The organism is Blautia sp. HCP3S3_G3 (genome assembly GCF_052063365.1).
In the GTDB taxonomy this organism is placed as follows: Bacteria; Bacillota; Clostridia; order Lachnospirales; family Lachnospiraceae; genus Blautia_A.
On the sequence record NZ_JBQHXR010000005.1, the window covers coordinates 1 to 16,262 of the forward strand.

The window sequence follows — 16,262 nt, forward strand, 5'->3', positions numbered from 1 at the left end:
ATGTGGAAGCGCCATCGGTGTTGATGATTTTGCATTTAAAAAACGTCATACCTATGGAACAATCATTGTCGATCAGGCTACTCATAGGCCGGTTGCAATTCTTGATGGGCGCGATGGAATGACTCTCAAGGAGTGGCTTAAAAATAATAAACACGTTAAAACAGTCACACGGGACAGGGCAAGTGCGTATTCGTCTGCTATCCAGGAAATACTACCGGATGCCATGCAGATAGCGGATCGATTCCATCTCCATCAAAATCTTCTGGAAGCCGTTAAGAACACAGTAAATTCTGTGATTCCCGTAGATGTTCGGATTCCTATAGATTATGGAACAAGTGAAACAGCTGCAGATGCCGGGGAGCCTTGTAAAAAAAATGCATTGTGATGTGGATAAACCTCTGGATTACAACGAAAAAAGTGTACAACTGTATCATGCAATCCATGAATACTCAGAAGCCGGATACAGCAAACGCGCGATATCTAAAATGCTTCATTGCAGCAGAAATACAGTGACCAAATATCTTGAAGGAGACTATGATTCTTTATGCCGCAAAAACTTTTACAGCGGAATGGATCAATTTTATGATTATGTCATCAAAGAGTTATCTTCCGGTGTGAGCAGAAAAGATGTTTTCCGGAATCTCATCCAAAAAGGTTACAAAGGCGGCCAGACAGCGGCTTATGATTACATGAATAAGATTATAGGGCGTTTTCAAATTGATATTTCGATCTACAGAAGTTCTTCATCGGATGCTGTTCAGAAAAAGAAAAAGCTTCAGAAATATGACCACATATCAAGAAATGGTATCTTTCGTTTTCTATGGATGAACCACGAGATAACAGATCGTCATAAATCATATCTGATGGATACTTATCCGCAGCTTAGGACGCTGATGTCCTGCATTCGGGAATTTCGTGAGATTTTTCAAAAGAAAAACATGCCGTGCTTATATCTGTTTATTGAAAAATATAAAAACAGCGATTTGAAAGAGCTTTCCTGTTTTGCTTCCGGACTGGAGAAAGATTTATCTGCCGTAGAAAATGCTGTAGCCAGCCCCTTATCGAATGGTTCTGTTGAGGGTACAAACAGCAAATTGAAAATGATAAAACGTACCATGTATGGCCGTTGTGGTAAGGAGCTATTAGCCGCAAAGCTTATATTGTCAAATGGATAATACGGGCAATTGCGGAAGAACCCTGGTTTTGCGTAATAATATCACAACCGCTGATTGTCCGCTCGGACTTTTTCATCCACATGCAGAGTACCATCATATTAAAAAAGAAAATATTGGATTGATCGAAGTTATGGGACTGGCTGTATTACCTGCCAGACTGAAAAAAGAAATGGCAGAATTGGAACAGGCAATTCTCAATCATGAGGACCTGAGACAGAATGAAACAATGGCTGCTCATGCTGACTGGGCAGAGGAATGGCTGTCAAAATACGAGATTACAGACAGCAACATTCATTCTATTGTACAGAAAGAAATTGGAATTGTATTTACGAAAGTTCTTGAGGATGCAGGAGTTTATAAGAGAACAGAGGAAGGGAAAGCTGCATTCAAAAGATTTGTTAAAAGTTTATAAAAAAGGACCACTTCATTTTTGTGAAATGGTCTTAAGAAAAAATGTTCAGTTTTCACAAAATAGTCCTTTTAGTATTTATACATGGTATGGATGCTCAAAATATTCAGCGTAGAATACTAAAAGGTTGTTCAGATATTTTTTAAGATTGCTCATTTGCGATTCCTCCTTTCCTTGTTTACAAGTTGATTATAGGATAGATGAAAAAGGATTGCTTGCCAAATCGAAAGAAGATATAGACAAATGTTGCAAAGGGGAATATTTCATGCAGTTAAAATATGTTGATACAAAAGAGGAGATCATAGCGGTAAATAAAAAGTCAAAACATATTGAGCCACATCTTCATAATGCACTGGAAATTGTTTGCATAACGAGTGGGACATTAGAGCTTGGTGTCGGGCAGGAACTTTACCATATGAAAAAAGGAGATATAGGATTTGTATTTCCAGATATTATTCATCACTATCAGGTATTGACACCCGGTGTAAATAAAGCGACTTATCTGATTGCATCGCCATTTACGATTGGTAAATTTGCAGAGATTATGCAAACCATGGCACCTGAATATCCGGTTATAAAAGCTGAAAAGGTTGAACCGGAGGTGTACAGGGTTATCAATGCGATTTTGGAAACGAAACAGTCTGATATCATTGTTGCACAGGCGTATCTTCAAATTGTGTTAGCACGTTGCGTAGGAAAACTGAATCTGGTAGAAAAGAGTCATGTGGGGAGCAAAGATCTTATCTATCAGACGGTTTCCTATATATCAGCAAATTTCAAGAAAAAGTTATCATTGGAAGAAATGGCAAAAGATCTGGGTGTTAGTAAATATGTCTTATCCAGACTCTTTTCCAAAACCTTCCACAGAAATTTCAACCAGTATCTTAATGATGCAAGACTTAACTATGCATGTCATCGCTTGGAAAATACGAGCGATTCTATTACAAATATTTGCCTGGACAGTGGATTTGAAAGTCAGAGGACATTTAACCGGGTATTTAAGGAAAGATATAAAATATCGCCGAGTGACTATCGGAGTACATGTCTGAAAGATATGTTGTCATAACATATAGATTAATAAATTCAATAAAAATCTGAAATATGTATCTATTGTTACGATACGACCTGAATTGCGGTACAAGACAGCCAGAATATCATGTTCTTTTGCGGTCAGAGCAATATGCTCTCCGCCTTTTATTACTTCTGCACGGTCAAAGTCAATTTCGCTGTTTTGTAATCGGAATACTGCTGATACCAGTTGGCATATTGCTTATGCTTATTTTTATTCTATGGACTTCTACGGATGAATTTTTACGATTGTTGGAGGAGAAAAATGAATTATGAAAAATGGGCATTTCACGACATAACCCCTATTTCCAGACAACTTACCCAGAAGCTGATATATGCCATTTTGAGTAATGAGCTTTCCTCTGGGGATAGTATTCCGTCTGTTCGTGAAATGGCTGAAATACTTCATATCAATCCAAATACTGTTTTGAAATCTTATAAAGCGGTAAAACAAGACCACCTTATTATTTGCTCTAAGGGCGGAAAGTATTCTGTCACGCAAGATTATGATTGCATACAGCAGGTAAAGCAAAATACCATTAAAGAACTTTGTTGCTCATATTTGAGCAAGATGTTTGCATTGGGATTTAGCAAATCCGAAGCTATTGAACAGTTACAGAATTACTGCGATAAACTAAGGTGTCATCAATAAAGAACTATTAATAGAAAGGCATAGGCCCGCCAATAAAAAACGGTGCTTTGGTGTGCGGATTTGTCACGCCCAGATAAAATTCCATCTGCCCTCTAAACCCGTTTTGAGTTTGGAGGAATTTTTGTTTGAAATTGATGAAGAGTAAAAAATGAGCTAAGGCCAATGATGTACAGTGTAATTGACCTTAGCTCATAGCATATGGAGATTATTATAAATCATGTTCCTCTTGCCGGTGTTCAGAAATATCTTTGAAATGTGCGTCATTGGATAGCAAGGTGTTGAAATTGGCGGTTATGGTATTTAATGTAGATCGTCTTTTTTCTAAATCATGCTTTTCTTTGGTCGCAGAAGAACGTTCATTTCTAAGGTTGTCTATTTTTTTTCTGCAGTCTTTCCGGGGAAGGTAATTTGGTAATGCCCAGTTCCTGTAATTGCTGTTTTAAGGAATCATGCAGTTTGTATTCTGACTGGTGAGCGGCTTTATATTTCTGAGGATCCGGTGCTGTTTTTGCATCTTCTACTATTTTTCTGCAGGTACGGTAGGACGAACAATGTTTCTGAATAAGTTCCTGGTGGGATATTTCAGAGCTTAATTCAGAAATTCGCTGTTCCGTAGCAATAAAAGAATTATCAATATCTGCAATATGCTGCCTAAAGTCTTCGTAATTCAGCAAATTGTTTTCGGATAGATAATTGAAGGTTCGTGCTGCTTCTTTCAGATTATTGAGTTGTGCCCACCGTTCAAATCCGGCACGATTGCCGGTGCTCACGTAAGCAGAGATATTGATAAAAAGCCGTACTTCTCTGGAGACGTTACGTGGAGATTTTGTTTTATGCCGGTTTTTCTCAAGGCGGAGTAATACATTTTCTTCTGTGTAATAGCTACCCAGAGATTTCATATTTGTAAAGTTTTTTTGCTCCGGTGCCCGGAAAGCCAGGTTCTTTCCCTGACGGATCTCATATCCGGCAAGCTTCATTTTTTGAAGAAACTCATCATAGTTGATGGATGACCAGATCGCTTTATCTACAGCGACTTTTAATTTTGCTTTCCAGCTGTTTCCACAATGATATTCCATATTTTCTTTATAAGATTTCCCTTTTTCGCCGGTTGGCATACTGGTGGCCAGACCGTTTTCCTGGCAAATACGGTTGCTGATCCTGCAGATTTTATGATAACTGCGTTTGTTGGAGACATATTTATGATGGTCAACAAAGCTGGTAGCATTAAAAATGATATGGTTATGAATATGATTCTGGTCAACATGGGTACTGATGACATATTCATATTTCCCTTTTAGTACTTCGTCAGCAAATTCTTTGCCGAGCTTATGTGCGGTTTCAGCGTCAACCTCTCCAGGCTTAAAAGATTGAATTAAATGAAATGCCAGATTGTTGCCTTTATCCATCACGTTCTTTTTACCTTCATCTCTGGTGAAAGCAAATTCCAGATCAGCAGATTCTGGGGAACAGGCAAAACTGGAAATCAGTAATTTTTCTTCGGTTTTGTCCGGATTCATAATATAGTCCAGCGCTTTTTTTGTCAGTTACTTTAATGGGGAAGATTTTAATATATGCCATATCTCGCTTACCATCCTTTTCAATTCTTCCATTTCTTCCGGGTACAAATCACCGGTGGTATTTACCTTTTTTGCAATCTGGTTGATGTTTACACCGATTTTGTGCATCTCTTCGTACATCTGCTTGATCGGGGTTGTGTCGGTGTTGATGATATAGCCGTCGATAGCCATTTTTCTAAGATAGGCGCCCATGTTTCTGGTCTTTGACAGAATCATCTTTTGGCGGATCAGCTTCTTTTCCTCTGGAGTAACACAAAACAATATTTGGATGTTTCTTTTTCTGTTTGACATGTCTATTTTCTCCTTCTGTACGTAATTCGGTTTTGGGGTGCTTCGGGGTTTTCAATTTAGGGCAGGGTTCCCTGAATTGCCATTTTTGTGGAAGTGTATATACACTTCCTGTCCTTGCTGTTCTACCCTCTAATAGATAAATTCAGGTGAAGTAGAGAATTGCAAAAGAATTTGAGAAACTGAACAGGTAGTGCAGCTCATGAAAATGTGGTATGATTATTGTCAAGATACGAGAACATCCAGAGGTGAAAAAAGAGTGGATAGAAAAGAAATCTTTGAATATGTGAAGAAGCAGTATGGAACAATTCCAGAATACTTATGGAGCAGTTCACCGGACAGTGCGGTACTTCGCCACCAAAATGGAAAATGGTATGCGGTGATTATGAATGTTGAGAGATCCAAACTTGGATTGGATGGAGACGGTACCGTGGAAATTATAGATGTGAAATGTGATCCGGAAATGACAGGAATGATTATCCAGACCTATGGTTTCCTGCCTGGCTATCACATGAATAAGCAGCATTGGATTACGATTTTGCTGGATGGAACAGTAGGAGAATCTAAAACATTGGATTTTCTGGATATGAGTTATGATTTGATTGATGGATTGCGGAAATGATAAGAAGATTTGAAAATAAGGATTTGAATCAGGTAATGTCCATATGGCTTCAGGTCAATATGGAGTCACATTCTTTTATAGGGGCAGATTATTGGAAAGATAATTATGAAATGGTGAAAGACATGATACCGAAAGCTGAAGTATTTGTGTCAGAAGAAAATGGACAGATCAGAGGATTTATCGGTTTGATTGATACCTATATTGCAGGGATTTTTGTAAGAGCAGCGGAACAATCGAAAGGTGTCGGGACGGGACTGCTTCATACCGTTATGAAGTCACGAGATAATTTGAGGTTGAATGTTTATAAGAAGAATACGAGAGCAGTGTCATTTTACCAGCATTATGAATTCCAAATTATTAATCAGGGAATAGATGAGAGTACATCAGAAGAAGAATATACGATGGAATGGCATCGTTAGGTTGGAGGGAAAAATGAAAACGGTAATTGTTTATGCATCCGTGCATCATGGAAATACAAAGAAGGTAGTGAAGAAAATTGCAGAAGAGTGTGGCGTTGACCTGATAAACGCTGCGCATCAATCAAAAGCAGATTTATCGGAATATGATAGGATTGGTTTGGCATCCGGCATATACTTTTCAAAGTTTCATCAGACGATATTGAAATTTGCTTCGGAAAATCTGCCGGAGGATAAAAAGGTATTTTTGATCTGTACTTATGGTGGGAGTGCAAATTATAAGTCGCTTGAAGATATTTTGAAAGAAAAACGTGCCAGTGTAATTGGAAAATTCGGCTGTAAAGGATATGATACATTCGGACCGTTTAAATTGGTTGGTGGCATAGCGAAAGGACATCCGGATATAAAAGATGTGGAAGATGCGGTATGCTTTGTAAAAGGGTTGCAGGAATAATGAATACTTGTACAAGACAGTAATAAATCAGATTTGTGGAGAAAAGTGTATGAGATTGAAATTAGTAAGGCCAACAATTGAATATGCAGATCAAGTTATGCAATATAAAGCGGCTATGATTAAAAATGGCGATAGTCTTGATGGGTGCGCAGGTCTTGAAGATGTAAATAGTTTTTCTGAGTGGATTGAATTTGAAAGTAGATTGAAAAAGAAATATAGGAAAGGATACGTTCCTTCTGAGGTGTTTTTAGCAGTTCGGGTTGATGATGAAAAAGTTGTCGGAATCATTGATTACCGTCATCCATTGTCACAGTTTCTCTTTCAATATGGCGGGAACATTGGTTATAGCATTTTGCCGTCCGAACGACGGAAAGGATATGCTATTGAAATGCTAAACTTGCTGTTACCAGTTTGTAGAGAATTTGGAGAAAAAAGAGTTTTGCTCACATGTGATAAAACGAATGAGGCTTCAAGAAAAACAATAATAACAAATGGCGGAGTTTTGGAAAATGAAGTGCCTGATGATGTTGGACTTAGCGAGAGCGGAATCATTCAACGATATTGGATAGCACTTTAAATCAGTATTTGGAGAACTTAAATATGCTTATTAGAGAATATCAGTCATCTGACTGTGACAAAATGGCAGAGCTTTTTTATAACACAGTTCACACAATAAATGCGAAAGATTATTCAAAAGAGCAATTAGATGTATGGGCGACAGGACTAATAGATTTGAAAAATTGGGACCAGTCATTTCAAGAGCATTATAGCGTGGTTGCGGTTAATGACGGAATTATCGTAGGATTTGGAGATATTGATCGCAAAGGTTATCTTGATCGACTGTTTGTCCATACAGATTATCAGAGAAAAGGGATTGCTTCTGATATTTGTAATTGTCTGGAACAAGCAGTTCAGGGAAATATTGTTACCCATGCTTCTATTACAGCGAGACCATTTTTTGAAAGAAGAGGATATAAAGTTGTAAAAGAGCAACAGGTAGAACGACAAGGAATTTTTCTTACAAACTATGTTATGATAAAGGAGAGATAACTTCCAGTTGTGTATCCAGCTAAGCAGGTTTGGAGTTTTAGTAATATTGGTATGTGTCGTAAACAAAAAATGGGCATTAGTCAGAAAGAGTGTAAGATATATGAAGAAGCAGACTTTCAACACAGTGATCATCTATGCGGTTTTGATTCTAGGCGCATGTATTATGGTATTTCCGTTCCTGTGGAGTATCATTACGTCATTGAAAACTTTATCTGAATCACTGGAAGTTCCTCCTACGATCATACCCAGAAACATATTCTGGAAAAATTATTCAGATGTATGGAAAGAACTGCCGTTTATCCGGTTCTATCTGAACACATTGCTGCTGATATTATTCCGCATTCTGTTTGCGGTAGTATTCAGTGCGCTGGCAGCGTATGCATTTGCAAGAATGAAATTTCCACTGAAAAACATATTATTTATCATTGTATTAATGCCAATGATGGTGCCGGGACAGATCTTTGTTCTGCCGCAGTATCTTTTTGTTGCAAAACTGCGTATGACAAATACTCTCTTTGCACTGATTATGCCGGGTATGGCAAGTACATTCGGGATATTTCTGCTGAGACAGTTCTTTTTAAACATACCAAATGACCTGGAAGAAGCGGCTATCCTGGATGGATGTAATCCGGGGCAGATCTTTCTGAAAATCATGCTGCCGCTGACAAAATCCGGTCTGGTATCTCTGGCGATATTCACAGCTCTCTTTGCGTACAAAGATCTTCTGTGGCCCCTGATTGTAAATACTTCTGTCGAAAAAATGCCGTTATCATCAGGCCTTGCAATGCTGCAGGGACAGTACACAACAAACTATCCGCAGCTGATGGCCGGGGCAGTACTTGCGATCATTCCGATGATCATTCTGTTTATGGCGTTCCAGAAACAGTTTATCGAAGGAATTGCCACAACAGGAGTAAAAGGATAAAAAAAACATGAGATATTTGCCTGAAAGACTCCCCAACTTTAATTCCTGAGAGTTGGGGAGAAGTATTTTTTATTCCTGATGAAATCTGCCTGCATCTTCCCGGATGGCAGTATTGACATTGTCTTCATACAGACGCATCTGTACCTGCATGGGAGTGGGATCGCAGGTGAGTTTCTTTTTTCCGAAATGGTTGAAGAAAAACAGAATCCCCACGCCCAGTCCGACAGAGTAGGAAAACTCCAATATGGTAAAGCCGCTGGAGACGTGACCGGTAACCTGTGTATAGATTTGGCTGAATAAAGTTCCGATGTCTACATCGTTATTAAAAGTCATAATGGAAAACGCTCCGCCAAAAAAGGAAATCAGGCAGACCACCGTAACTTTCAGAAAACGCCAGAGAGGATTGGGCTGTTTTCCGGTGTCGTATGTCAGAATGAAATCCGGCTGACCGATGGGAACAATTTTAAGTTCCGGCTCTTTTTTCTGAATGAGATCCACCAGATCCATGACGGACATTACATAACGGCCGGGTTTGACCGGATCAAGGGTTGTGACAGGGATGACACGTACCCGGTGGAGAATTTCCGGTTCACTGCAGGAGAGCCTGGCAATGTCCTGGAGGCAGATATGAGGCTGTCGGATCAGAATGTTATCGTCAATTTGCAGATATAGGATTCCGCTCATATCATTCCCTCATTTTGGGCTTGCATACCAGACTTGCAATATAGGAAAAAATCAGTGCTGCGGAAACACCCACTGCACAGGCGGTAAATCCGCCTGTAAAGAGCCCGATAAATCCGTCTTTGTCAATGGCTTTTTTCATGCCCTTCCACAAAACCTGACCAAATCCAAGAAGCGGAACAGAAGCGCCTGCTCCGGCATAATCAGTAAGAGGCTGATAAATTCCGACAGCGCTTAGAACTACACCGGAGCAGACCAGCAGTACCATGACTCTGCCCGGCATAAGTTTGGTTTTGTCAAGCAGAATCTGAACCAGAGCGCAGATCAGTCCTCCGACCCAGAATGCATTGATATAATCCATGTGTATGACCTCCGTTTAAGAAACCTGTTTTTGTTCGATGACGACAGCGTGAGCAATTCCTGCTACAGGAGTACCTTCATTGAAACTTACTTTGGAAAGCATGGCACCGGTTGGAACAAATAAGATTCTTTTCCATTTGCCTGACAGGATATTGGGAAGCAAATGTGCACACAGTACAACGGCTGCACATCCGCATCCACTTCCTCCGGAATGGGTATCCTGTGCCTGATTGTCAAAAATAAGCAGTCCGCAGTCCTGATGAACCTGACGGATATCAATATTTTTTTCGGAAAGAAGATCCAGAAGGATTTTCTGGCCGATGATTCCGAGATCGCCGGTGACAATGGCATCGTAATCAGAAGGCGATCGCCCGAAGTCAAAAAGATGCTGATAGATGGTATCACAGGCAGCCGGTGCCATACATCCGCCCATATTCAGCGAATCCTTCAGTCCGAAATCCACCAGCCTTCCGGTGGTAACTGCGGTGATGGCAGCGCAGCAGCGGCCTTTTCGAAGCGGCATGGAATCACTGTCAGAGCGAAAAGACGGGGGCTGTGTTCCGAGAACGCAGGCACCGCTGCCGGTCACTGTCCAGGTGGAGGAGAGGGGGCGCTGGCATCCGTAGCCCAGAGGATAACGGAATTCTTTTTCCGCACTGGCAAAATGACTGGAAGTGGCACAAAGAATATGATCTCCATAATCCGCAGCTGCCGCCATTGCACCGAGAGAAAGAGATTCTCCCATTGTGGAGCAGGCTCCGTATAAACCATAAAAAGGGATTCCCATTTCCGCAATCCCAAAAGAAGAAGCGATGGACTGTGCCAGCAGATCTCCTGCAAATACCATACGTATTTCTTCCGGTTTCAGACCTGCTTTTCCGATAGCGAGAAGAGCAGCCTCTTTCTGCATGGTGCTTTCGGCTGCTTCCCAGGTATCGGTTCCGAAGAGCGGATCTTCGCAAATCATATCAAAACAGCTGCCAAGCGGTCCTTCGCCTTCCTTTTTCCCTGCAATGGATGCAGCGCTCTGAATATATACAGGCTTTTCCAGAACGATACTGGAAGTACCCTGTTGTTTTCGTAAATTCATACAAACACTCCTATCGATTTGAGAATATAGTAAATCAGTCCGAGAACCCAGGAACTCATAATCCCGTACAGAATAACAGGTCCTGCAATGGTAAAGATTTTACACCCGATTCCAAAAACCTGTCCTTCTGCTTTGTATTCAATGGCAGAAGCAGCTACGGAATTGGCAAAACCGGTGATGGGAACCAGGGCTCCTGCCCCTCCGAATTTTCCAATTTTCGGATAAAGATTCAAACCTGTTAATATGACACTTAACAAAATCAGGATCATAGAACACCAGCTTCCGGACATTTCCTGGTCCAGTCCTTTGTTTTTGGCAAAATTGAGGATGAACTGTCCGATCACACAGATGAGACCGCCTGTCAGGAATGCTTTTGCCATATTCAGTGGCAGACTGTGCGTGGGGGTGATTTCTTTCACATATTTTTCATATTCTTTTTGTTTTTGCTTTTGCTGTTCTGTTGCCATAGTAACAATCCTTTCGTTACTGTTCACCTTGCTCGAAGCACCGGTGAACAGTAATGTCCTTTCCTTTCTTTTCTTTAGTCTGTGAAAAAAATCAGCAGAATATGCATTCTAGCTTTGACTTTTTGCCTGTCTGTCCGTATAATAGGAAACTGGTATAATTCCGTTTTATTGCCAGCCTTGATAATAATACAGAAGCGAGCCGGCTGTTTTTCCAAGGGCTATGCAGATGATAACCAGCGGCATACCTTCTGTGAAACGGATTCTTCTGGAAAAAATGGGAAATACATCTGCAATTTCTGCAAGTGCAAGAATCCATCCGCCAAGGAAGATACCGGAAAACATTCCGTAAAGGATCAGAAAAGGTGTACCAAGAGGCAACACAATTCCGGAAAGATAAAAGAGATTTCCCAGAATGGTTCCCCAAAAGGTGACGTCTTCATAAAGGAGCATATGTTCCGAAGTATGTGTAATTCCGGCATATCGGGGAACAATAGAAAGACCGATCATAAGACCTGTAACGCCGCCTGCAATGATGAATCCGGCGCACAGACCTGCGAATGCCAGAAATATCTGCTGCCACATAATAATTCCTCCTTTGTCTGAATAATGCTGCAGCGAATCATAAATAATCATCCATTAGTATGCGGAAGAACTGGAAAAATTATACGGAATTCGAAAATATGTATGAAGAACTGTACATTTTCCGTGGCAGATAGTATAATGAGAAAGCCTGATGCATCGGAAAATAAATAACGGAAGCTATTTCATTTTCGATGTACAAGAGTGTGTTTGAAAACACACTCCAGAGCAATTTTCAAACACGATCCAGGATAAGTTGAAAGGGTATGTCTGCTGACAGAATGCAGACTATGGCTTGCGACTGTAAAAATGGGCGGTGATTGCGATGATAGAATCGAGGAGGTATGCATATGCAGAATGCATTTTCCCGTATGGAAATTCTTGTGGGGAAAGAAGGCGCAGATAAACTTGCTTCAGCCAGAATTGCCGTGTTTGGTCTCGGCGGTGTAGGCTCTTATGTTGTAGAGGCCCTTGCCAGATGCGGTGTGGGCAGCCTGACACTGGTAGATCATGACACTGTTTCTCTGACGAATATTAATCGACAGCTTTTTGCGCTGCGCTCGACGATCGGTAAGAGTAAAGTGCAGGTTGCCAAAGAACGGATTCGTGATATTGATGAGAACATTCTGGTGCATACTTATGAAACTTTTTATAATGAAGATACTGCAGGAATGTTTGATTTTCATTCCTATGATTATATCGTGGATGCAATCGATACAGTAACGGCCAAGCTGCTTCTGATCCAGAAAGCCAAAGAATGCCAAACACCGATTCTTTCCAGTATGGGAACCGGAAATAAACTGGATCCGTCACGATTTGAGATTACCGATATTTCCAAAACCAGTGTGTGTCCGCTGGCGAAAGTTATGCGCACGGAACTTCGGAAGCGCGGTATTCGCAAAGTCAAAGTGCTGTATTCCAAAGAACGCCCGATCAAGGTGAATGAGACAGAAGAAAAGAAGGGAAATACGGAGCGGCCGGTACCGGGAAGTATTTCTTTTGTACCCAGTGTGGCGGGACTTCTGATCGCCGGGGAGGTTGTCCGGGATCTTCTGGAGATTTCGTCAAAATAATAAAGTAGAAGATTTGATATTTGCCAAAGATTCGTATGCAGTATATTAAGTGATAAAAAATGTATACGGGTATTTTATATGTAATAATATGTAATAAAAAAATAGACAGATTTAGAAAGATTGAGGTTGATATCTGTGAATCAGGAAATCAGACAACAGTTTTGTGAGCTTCTGGGAGAAGAAAGAGTTCTTGTGGAGGAACCGATGGATCGTCATACGACATTCCGCATCGGAGGACCTGCTGATTATTTTCTGATCCCCGAAACGTATGAACAGATTCAAAAGATCCTGGAGATCTGCCGTAGAGAAGAGCTTCCGTATTTCATTCTCGGAAATGGAAGCAATCTTCTGGTGAGTGATCAGGGATACCGCGGTGTGATTATTCAGACTTTCCGGAATTTTTCCGGTGTAACGGTAGACGGAAATAAAATACGTGCAGCATCCGGTGCGCTTCTTTCTGCTATTGCAGCAGCAGCCAAAAATGCTTCACTTACCGGTTTTGAATTTGCCGGAGGAATTCCTGGAACTCTGGGAGGTGCAGTGGTCATGAATGCGGGCGCTTATGGCGGAGAAATGAAAGATGTACTGGAAGAAGTGACCGTTATGGATCAGGAAGGACAGATTCGCATTCTGAAAGTCGACGAGCTGGAGATGGGTTACCGTACCAGTATCATAAAAAAAGCTGGATATCTTGTCCTGGAGGCTGTGATCGCTCTCGAGCCGGGGGATCAGGAACGGATTAAAGAACGGATGCGGGAACTGACCGAACAGCGCACAAGCAAGCAGCCGTTGGAATATCCAAGCGCGGGAAGTACATTTAAGCGTCCGGAAGGATATTTTGCCGGTAAGCTGATCATGGACTGCGGACTGAGAGGATACCGGGTCGGCGGTGCACAGGTTTCTGAGAAGCATTGCGGGTTCGTGATTAACACCGGTGGAGCTACCGCACAGGATGTGAGAACACTGATGCAGAATGTATCGGATAAAGTTTTTGAAAAGTACGGTGTGACACTGGAACCGGAAGTAAAATTTCTCGGTGAATTTTGAATAATACAGGAGAGAAAACATGCGCTTGGTAATCGTAACAGGGCTGTCAGGAGCAGGAAAAAGTACTGCATTAAAAATGCTGGAGGATGCCAGATATTTTTGCGTGGATAATCTTCCGATCCCTCTTGTGGAAAAATTTGCGTCACTGATGGACGGCGGACAGGGAACCGATGTGGAGAATGTAGCCATTGGAATCGATGCCAGAAGCGGACGTTCTCTGGAAGAGCTGGAAGCTGTTCTGGATCGTATGAAAATAATTGGCTATAAATTTGAAATTCTGTTTCTGGATGCGGAGGATTGCGTACTGGTCAAACGTTATAAAGAAACAAGACGCAGCCATCCCCTTGCCATGAACGGGCGTGTGGATGAGGGAATCCGCCTGGAAAGAGAGAAAATCAGATTCCTCAAAGACAGGGCTGATTACATTATTGACACCACACATCTTCTGACAAGGGAACTGAAGACAGAAATTGAAAAGATATTTGTGGAAAATACAGGCTTTCACAATATGGTGATTTCTGTATTATCATTTGGATTCAAGTATGGAATTCCGGCAGATGCAGATCTGGTGTTTGACGTAAGATTTCTTCCGAATCCGTATTATGTGGATGAATTGAGGCCGCTCACCGGAATGGATGACGGAGTTTATCATTATGTGATGGACAATGATACGGCACGGGAGTTTGCGGACAAACTGGAAGACATGGTGAAATTTCTGATTCCGAATTATGTACGCGAGGGTAAAACCAATCTGGTGATCGGAATCGGATGTACCGGCGGCAAGCACCGTTCGGTGACACTGGCAAGGGTTCTTTATGACCGTTTATCAGAGACCAGAGAATACGGTCTGCGTCTGGAACACAGGGATATCGGCAGGGATGCCCTTATTAAAAAATAAAAAGTGAGGTTGGAAAATGTCTTTTTCAGGGATGGTGAAAGAAGAACTTTCCAGACAGATCAGCTCCGCACGTCACTGCAGGATAGCAGAAATCGCAGCTCTGTTAAGCGCGAACGGGAAACTGACGGAGGAGGGACATCTGAAACTTCAGATGGAAAATGACGCAGTTATAAGAAAGTACTTTACATTATTGAGAAAAACCTTTAATATAGAGACAGAAATATCTATCCGGGAGAGCAGCAACCAGAAGAAAGGACAGGTTTATTATGTGGAATTATCCGATGATAAACAGGTTCAGGAAGTGCTTCAGGGAACGAAACTCGTTCTGGATAGTTCGGATGGAGGAATGCTTTTTTCCTGTAATAGTCTGGTCACTCAGCAGAACTGTTGCAAAAGAGCATTTATCCGAGGCGCTTTTCTTGCATCCGGTTCCATCAGTGATCCGCGTAAAGGGTATCATTTTGAAATCGTATGTGCAGATGAAAGAAAGGCGCAGCAATTGCAGGATATTCTCCGCAGCTTTCAGATTGACGCAAAGATTGTGCAGCGTAAAAAATCATATGTGGTCTATGTGAAAGAAGGCGACCAGATTGTGGATATGCTGGCACTTATGGAGGCCAATGTTGCACTGATGAATCTGGAGAATATCCGGATTCTGAAAGAAATGCGCAATACAGTGAACCGGAAGGTGAACTGTGAAACTGCGAATATCAATAAGACGGTGAATGCAGCCGTGAAGCAGATGGAAGACATTGAACTGGTTGAGAAGATGATCGGATTTCAGAATCTCAATGATGGTCTTGCCGAAATCGCGGAATTGAGGCTGCAGTATCCGGAGGCTACATTAAAAGAATTAGGTATGATGTTGAATCCGCAGGTTGGGAAATCGGGGGTCAATCACCGACTTCGAAAATTGAGTAAAATCGCAGAGGAATTGCGGGGGAACAACAAGGAGGAATTATTATGATTAAAAAACCAATCACTATTAATCTTTCTACTGGACTTGAAGCACGCCCGGTAGCACAGCTTGTACAGGTGGCAAGCCAGTTTAACAGCGAGATTTATGTTGAGATTGGAAGTAAACGTGTGAATGCAAAGAGCATTATGGGAATGATGACTCTTGGTCTGGATTCCGGTGAAGAAATTACACTTTCTGCCAACGGAGAAGATGAAGAGGCAGCAATGACCAGTATTGAGAAGTATTTAAGTAATCAATAATTGAATATCAGGGGAAGCAGAGAGATTTATAATCATAATTTGGCTGAATCAAAATTGCCGGGAAGGAAGACCACTTTCCGGCAATTTTTAATATTACAGAAAAGTGCTCCGCATTTTCCTGTAATATAAAAAAGCCCTCCGGGCGGGATCGCACTGCGGCGGAGAGGAAATATATTGCTAAAGCAATCCGCCGCAGGCGGAGAATCCTGCAAA

Annotated in this window: 22 protein-coding genes and 1 pseudogene; 16 read left to right on the forward strand and 7 right to left on the reverse strand. The window is 41.4% G+C overall.

Going from position 1 to position 16,262, the window contains the following annotated elements; genetic code table 11:
* From ACTNEW_RS06830 to ACTNEW_RS06850, 5 genes and pseudogenes are all read left to right on the forward strand, one after another.
* On the forward strand, positions 1–385 hold a 385-nt coding region (locus ACTNEW_RS06830; RefSeq protein WP_441059359.1), incomplete at its 5' end, for an ISL3 family transposase.
* On the forward strand, positions 327–1,175 hold the full coding sequence (locus tag ACTNEW_RS06835; protein ID WP_441059361.1) for a transposase: 849 nt from the start codon (positions 327–329) through the stop codon (positions 1,173–1,175). The genes ACTNEW_RS06830 and ACTNEW_RS06835, both read left to right, overlap by 59 nt.
* Positions 1,176–1,197: 22 nt before the next feature.
* A pseudogene (locus ACTNEW_RS06840) lies at positions 1,198–1,587 on the forward strand (UDP-glucose--hexose-1-phosphate uridylyltransferase); the annotation flags it as partial.
* A 262-nt stretch (positions 1,588–1,849) separates the two neighbouring features.
* On the forward strand, positions 1,850–2,650 hold the full coding sequence (locus tag ACTNEW_RS06845) for an AraC family transcriptional regulator (protein WP_235250507.1): 801 nt from the start codon (positions 1,850–1,852) through the stop codon (positions 2,648–2,650).
* Positions 2,651–2,917: 267 nt separating this feature from the next.
* Positions 2,918–3,304: a GntR family transcriptional regulator gene (locus ACTNEW_RS06850; protein WP_173752637.1), complete on the forward strand. Its 387-nt coding sequence runs from the start codon at positions 2,918–2,920 to the stop codon at positions 3,302–3,304.
* 362 nt (positions 3,305–3,666) lie between these two features.
* On the opposite strand, the gene ACTNEW_RS06855 is transcribed toward ACTNEW_RS06850, so the two are convergent.
* Positions 3,667–4,821: a relaxase/mobilization nuclease domain-containing protein gene (locus ACTNEW_RS06855; RefSeq protein ID WP_441059364.1), complete on the reverse strand. Its 1,155-nt coding sequence runs from the start codon at positions 4,819–4,821 to the stop codon at positions 3,667–3,669.
* Positions 4,822–4,848: 27 nt separating this feature from the next.
* On the reverse strand, positions 4,849–5,172 hold the full coding sequence (locus ACTNEW_RS06860; protein WP_173752639.1) for a MobC family plasmid mobilization relaxosome protein: 324 nt from the start codon (positions 5,170–5,172) through the stop codon (positions 4,849–4,851).
* Positions 5,173–5,428: 256 nt separating this feature from the next.
* On the opposite strand from ACTNEW_RS06860, the gene ACTNEW_RS06865 reads away from it, so the two are divergent.
* From ACTNEW_RS06865 to ACTNEW_RS06890, 6 genes are all read left to right on the forward strand, one after another.
* Positions 5,429–5,791 (forward strand): MmcQ/YjbR family DNA-binding protein, encoded by a 363-nt coding sequence (locus ACTNEW_RS06865; RefSeq protein WP_441059639.1) that lies wholly within the window; start codon positions 5,429–5,431, stop codon positions 5,789–5,791.
* A complete protein-coding gene (locus ACTNEW_RS06870) occupies positions 5,788–6,210 on the forward strand; it encodes a GNAT family N-acetyltransferase (RefSeq protein WP_441059367.1) in 423 nt (140 codons plus the stop codon). The genes ACTNEW_RS06865 and ACTNEW_RS06870 overlap by 4 nt, the downstream gene beginning before the upstream one ends.
* Positions 6,211–6,223: 13 nt before the next feature.
* Positions 6,224–6,661, forward strand: a complete 438-nt coding sequence (locus tag ACTNEW_RS06875) for a flavodoxin family protein (protein WP_441026992.1) — start codon at positions 6,224–6,226, stop codon at positions 6,659–6,661.
* Positions 6,662–6,710: 49 nt separating this feature from the next.
* Positions 6,711–7,238, forward strand: a complete 528-nt coding sequence (locus tag ACTNEW_RS06880; protein WP_441026994.1) for a GNAT family N-acetyltransferase — start codon at positions 6,711–6,713, stop codon at positions 7,236–7,238.
* Positions 7,239–7,261: 23 nt separating this feature from the next.
* A complete protein-coding gene (locus ACTNEW_RS06885) occupies positions 7,262–7,711 on the forward strand; it encodes a GNAT family N-acetyltransferase (RefSeq protein WP_441059369.1) in 450 nt (149 codons plus the stop codon).
* Positions 7,712–7,811: 100 nt separating this feature from the next.
* Positions 7,812–8,636 (forward strand): carbohydrate ABC transporter permease, encoded by an 825-nt coding sequence (locus tag ACTNEW_RS06890; RefSeq protein ID WP_441059371.1) that lies wholly within the window; start codon positions 7,812–7,814, stop codon positions 8,634–8,636.
* A gap of 69 nt (positions 8,637–8,705) precedes the next feature.
* Here the strand turns inward: ACTNEW_RS06890 and ACTNEW_RS06895 are convergent, their stop codons facing one another.
* From ACTNEW_RS06895 to ACTNEW_RS06915, 5 genes are all read right to left on the reverse strand, one after another.
* A complete protein-coding gene (locus ACTNEW_RS06895) occupies positions 8,706–9,320 on the reverse strand; it encodes a stage V sporulation protein AA (RefSeq protein WP_441059373.1) in 615 nt (204 codons plus the stop codon).
* A 1-nt stretch (position 9,321) separates the two neighbouring features.
* Entirely contained in the window at positions 9,322–9,678 is a 357-nt protein-coding gene (locus ACTNEW_RS06900) for a SpoVA/SpoVAEb family sporulation membrane protein (RefSeq protein WP_441059375.1), read from the reverse strand.
* A 15-nt stretch (positions 9,679–9,693) separates the two neighbouring features.
* The gene (locus ACTNEW_RS06905) at positions 9,694–10,767 is read right to left on the reverse strand and encodes a stage V sporulation protein AD (RefSeq protein WP_441059377.1); all 1,074 of its coding nucleotides are present in this window, start codon (positions 10,765–10,767) and stop codon (positions 9,694–9,696) included.
* Complete coding sequence (locus ACTNEW_RS06910) at positions 10,764–11,234, reverse strand: SpoVA/SpoVAEb family sporulation membrane protein (RefSeq protein ID WP_441059379.1); 471 nt, start codon at positions 11,232–11,234, stop codon at positions 10,764–10,766. The genes ACTNEW_RS06905 and ACTNEW_RS06910 overlap by 4 nt, the downstream gene beginning before the upstream one ends.
* A gap of 165 nt (positions 11,235–11,399) precedes the next feature.
* The gene (locus ACTNEW_RS06915) at positions 11,400–11,816 is read right to left on the reverse strand and encodes a stage V sporulation protein AB (protein WP_441059381.1); all 417 of its coding nucleotides are present in this window, start codon (positions 11,814–11,816) and stop codon (positions 11,400–11,402) included.
* Positions 11,817–12,163: 347 nt separating this feature from the next.
* On the opposite strand from ACTNEW_RS06915, the gene ACTNEW_RS06920 reads away from it, so the two are divergent.
* From ACTNEW_RS06920 to ACTNEW_RS06940, 5 genes are all read left to right on the forward strand, one after another.
* Positions 12,164–12,886, forward strand: coding sequence for a tRNA threonylcarbamoyladenosine dehydratase (locus tag ACTNEW_RS06920; protein WP_441059383.1), 723 nt, complete (start codon positions 12,164–12,166; stop codon positions 12,884–12,886).
* A 135-nt stretch (positions 12,887–13,021) separates the two neighbouring features.
* Positions 13,022–13,933, forward strand: a complete 912-nt coding sequence (murB, locus tag ACTNEW_RS06925) for a UDP-N-acetylmuramate dehydrogenase (RefSeq protein WP_441059385.1) — start codon at positions 13,022–13,024, stop codon at positions 13,931–13,933.
* A gap of 19 nt (positions 13,934–13,952) precedes the next feature.
* The gene (rapZ, locus tag ACTNEW_RS06930; RefSeq protein ID WP_441059387.1) at positions 13,953–14,831 is read left to right on the forward strand and encodes an RNase adapter RapZ; all 879 of its coding nucleotides are present in this window, start codon (positions 13,953–13,955) and stop codon (positions 14,829–14,831) included.
* Between the two features lie 16 nt (positions 14,832–14,847).
* Positions 14,848–15,798: a DNA-binding protein WhiA gene (gene whiA / locus ACTNEW_RS06935; protein WP_441059389.1), complete on the forward strand. Its 951-nt coding sequence runs from the start codon at positions 14,848–14,850 to the stop codon at positions 15,796–15,798.
* Positions 15,795–16,049 carry an HPr family phosphocarrier protein gene (locus ACTNEW_RS06940; protein ID WP_441059391.1) on the forward strand — a complete coding sequence of 85 codons (255 nt, stop codon included), beginning with the start codon at positions 15,795–15,797 and terminating at the stop codon, positions 16,047–16,049. The genes whiA and ACTNEW_RS06940 overlap by 4 nt, the downstream gene beginning before the upstream one ends.
* The last annotated feature ends 213 nt before the right edge of the window (positions 16,050–16,262 follow it).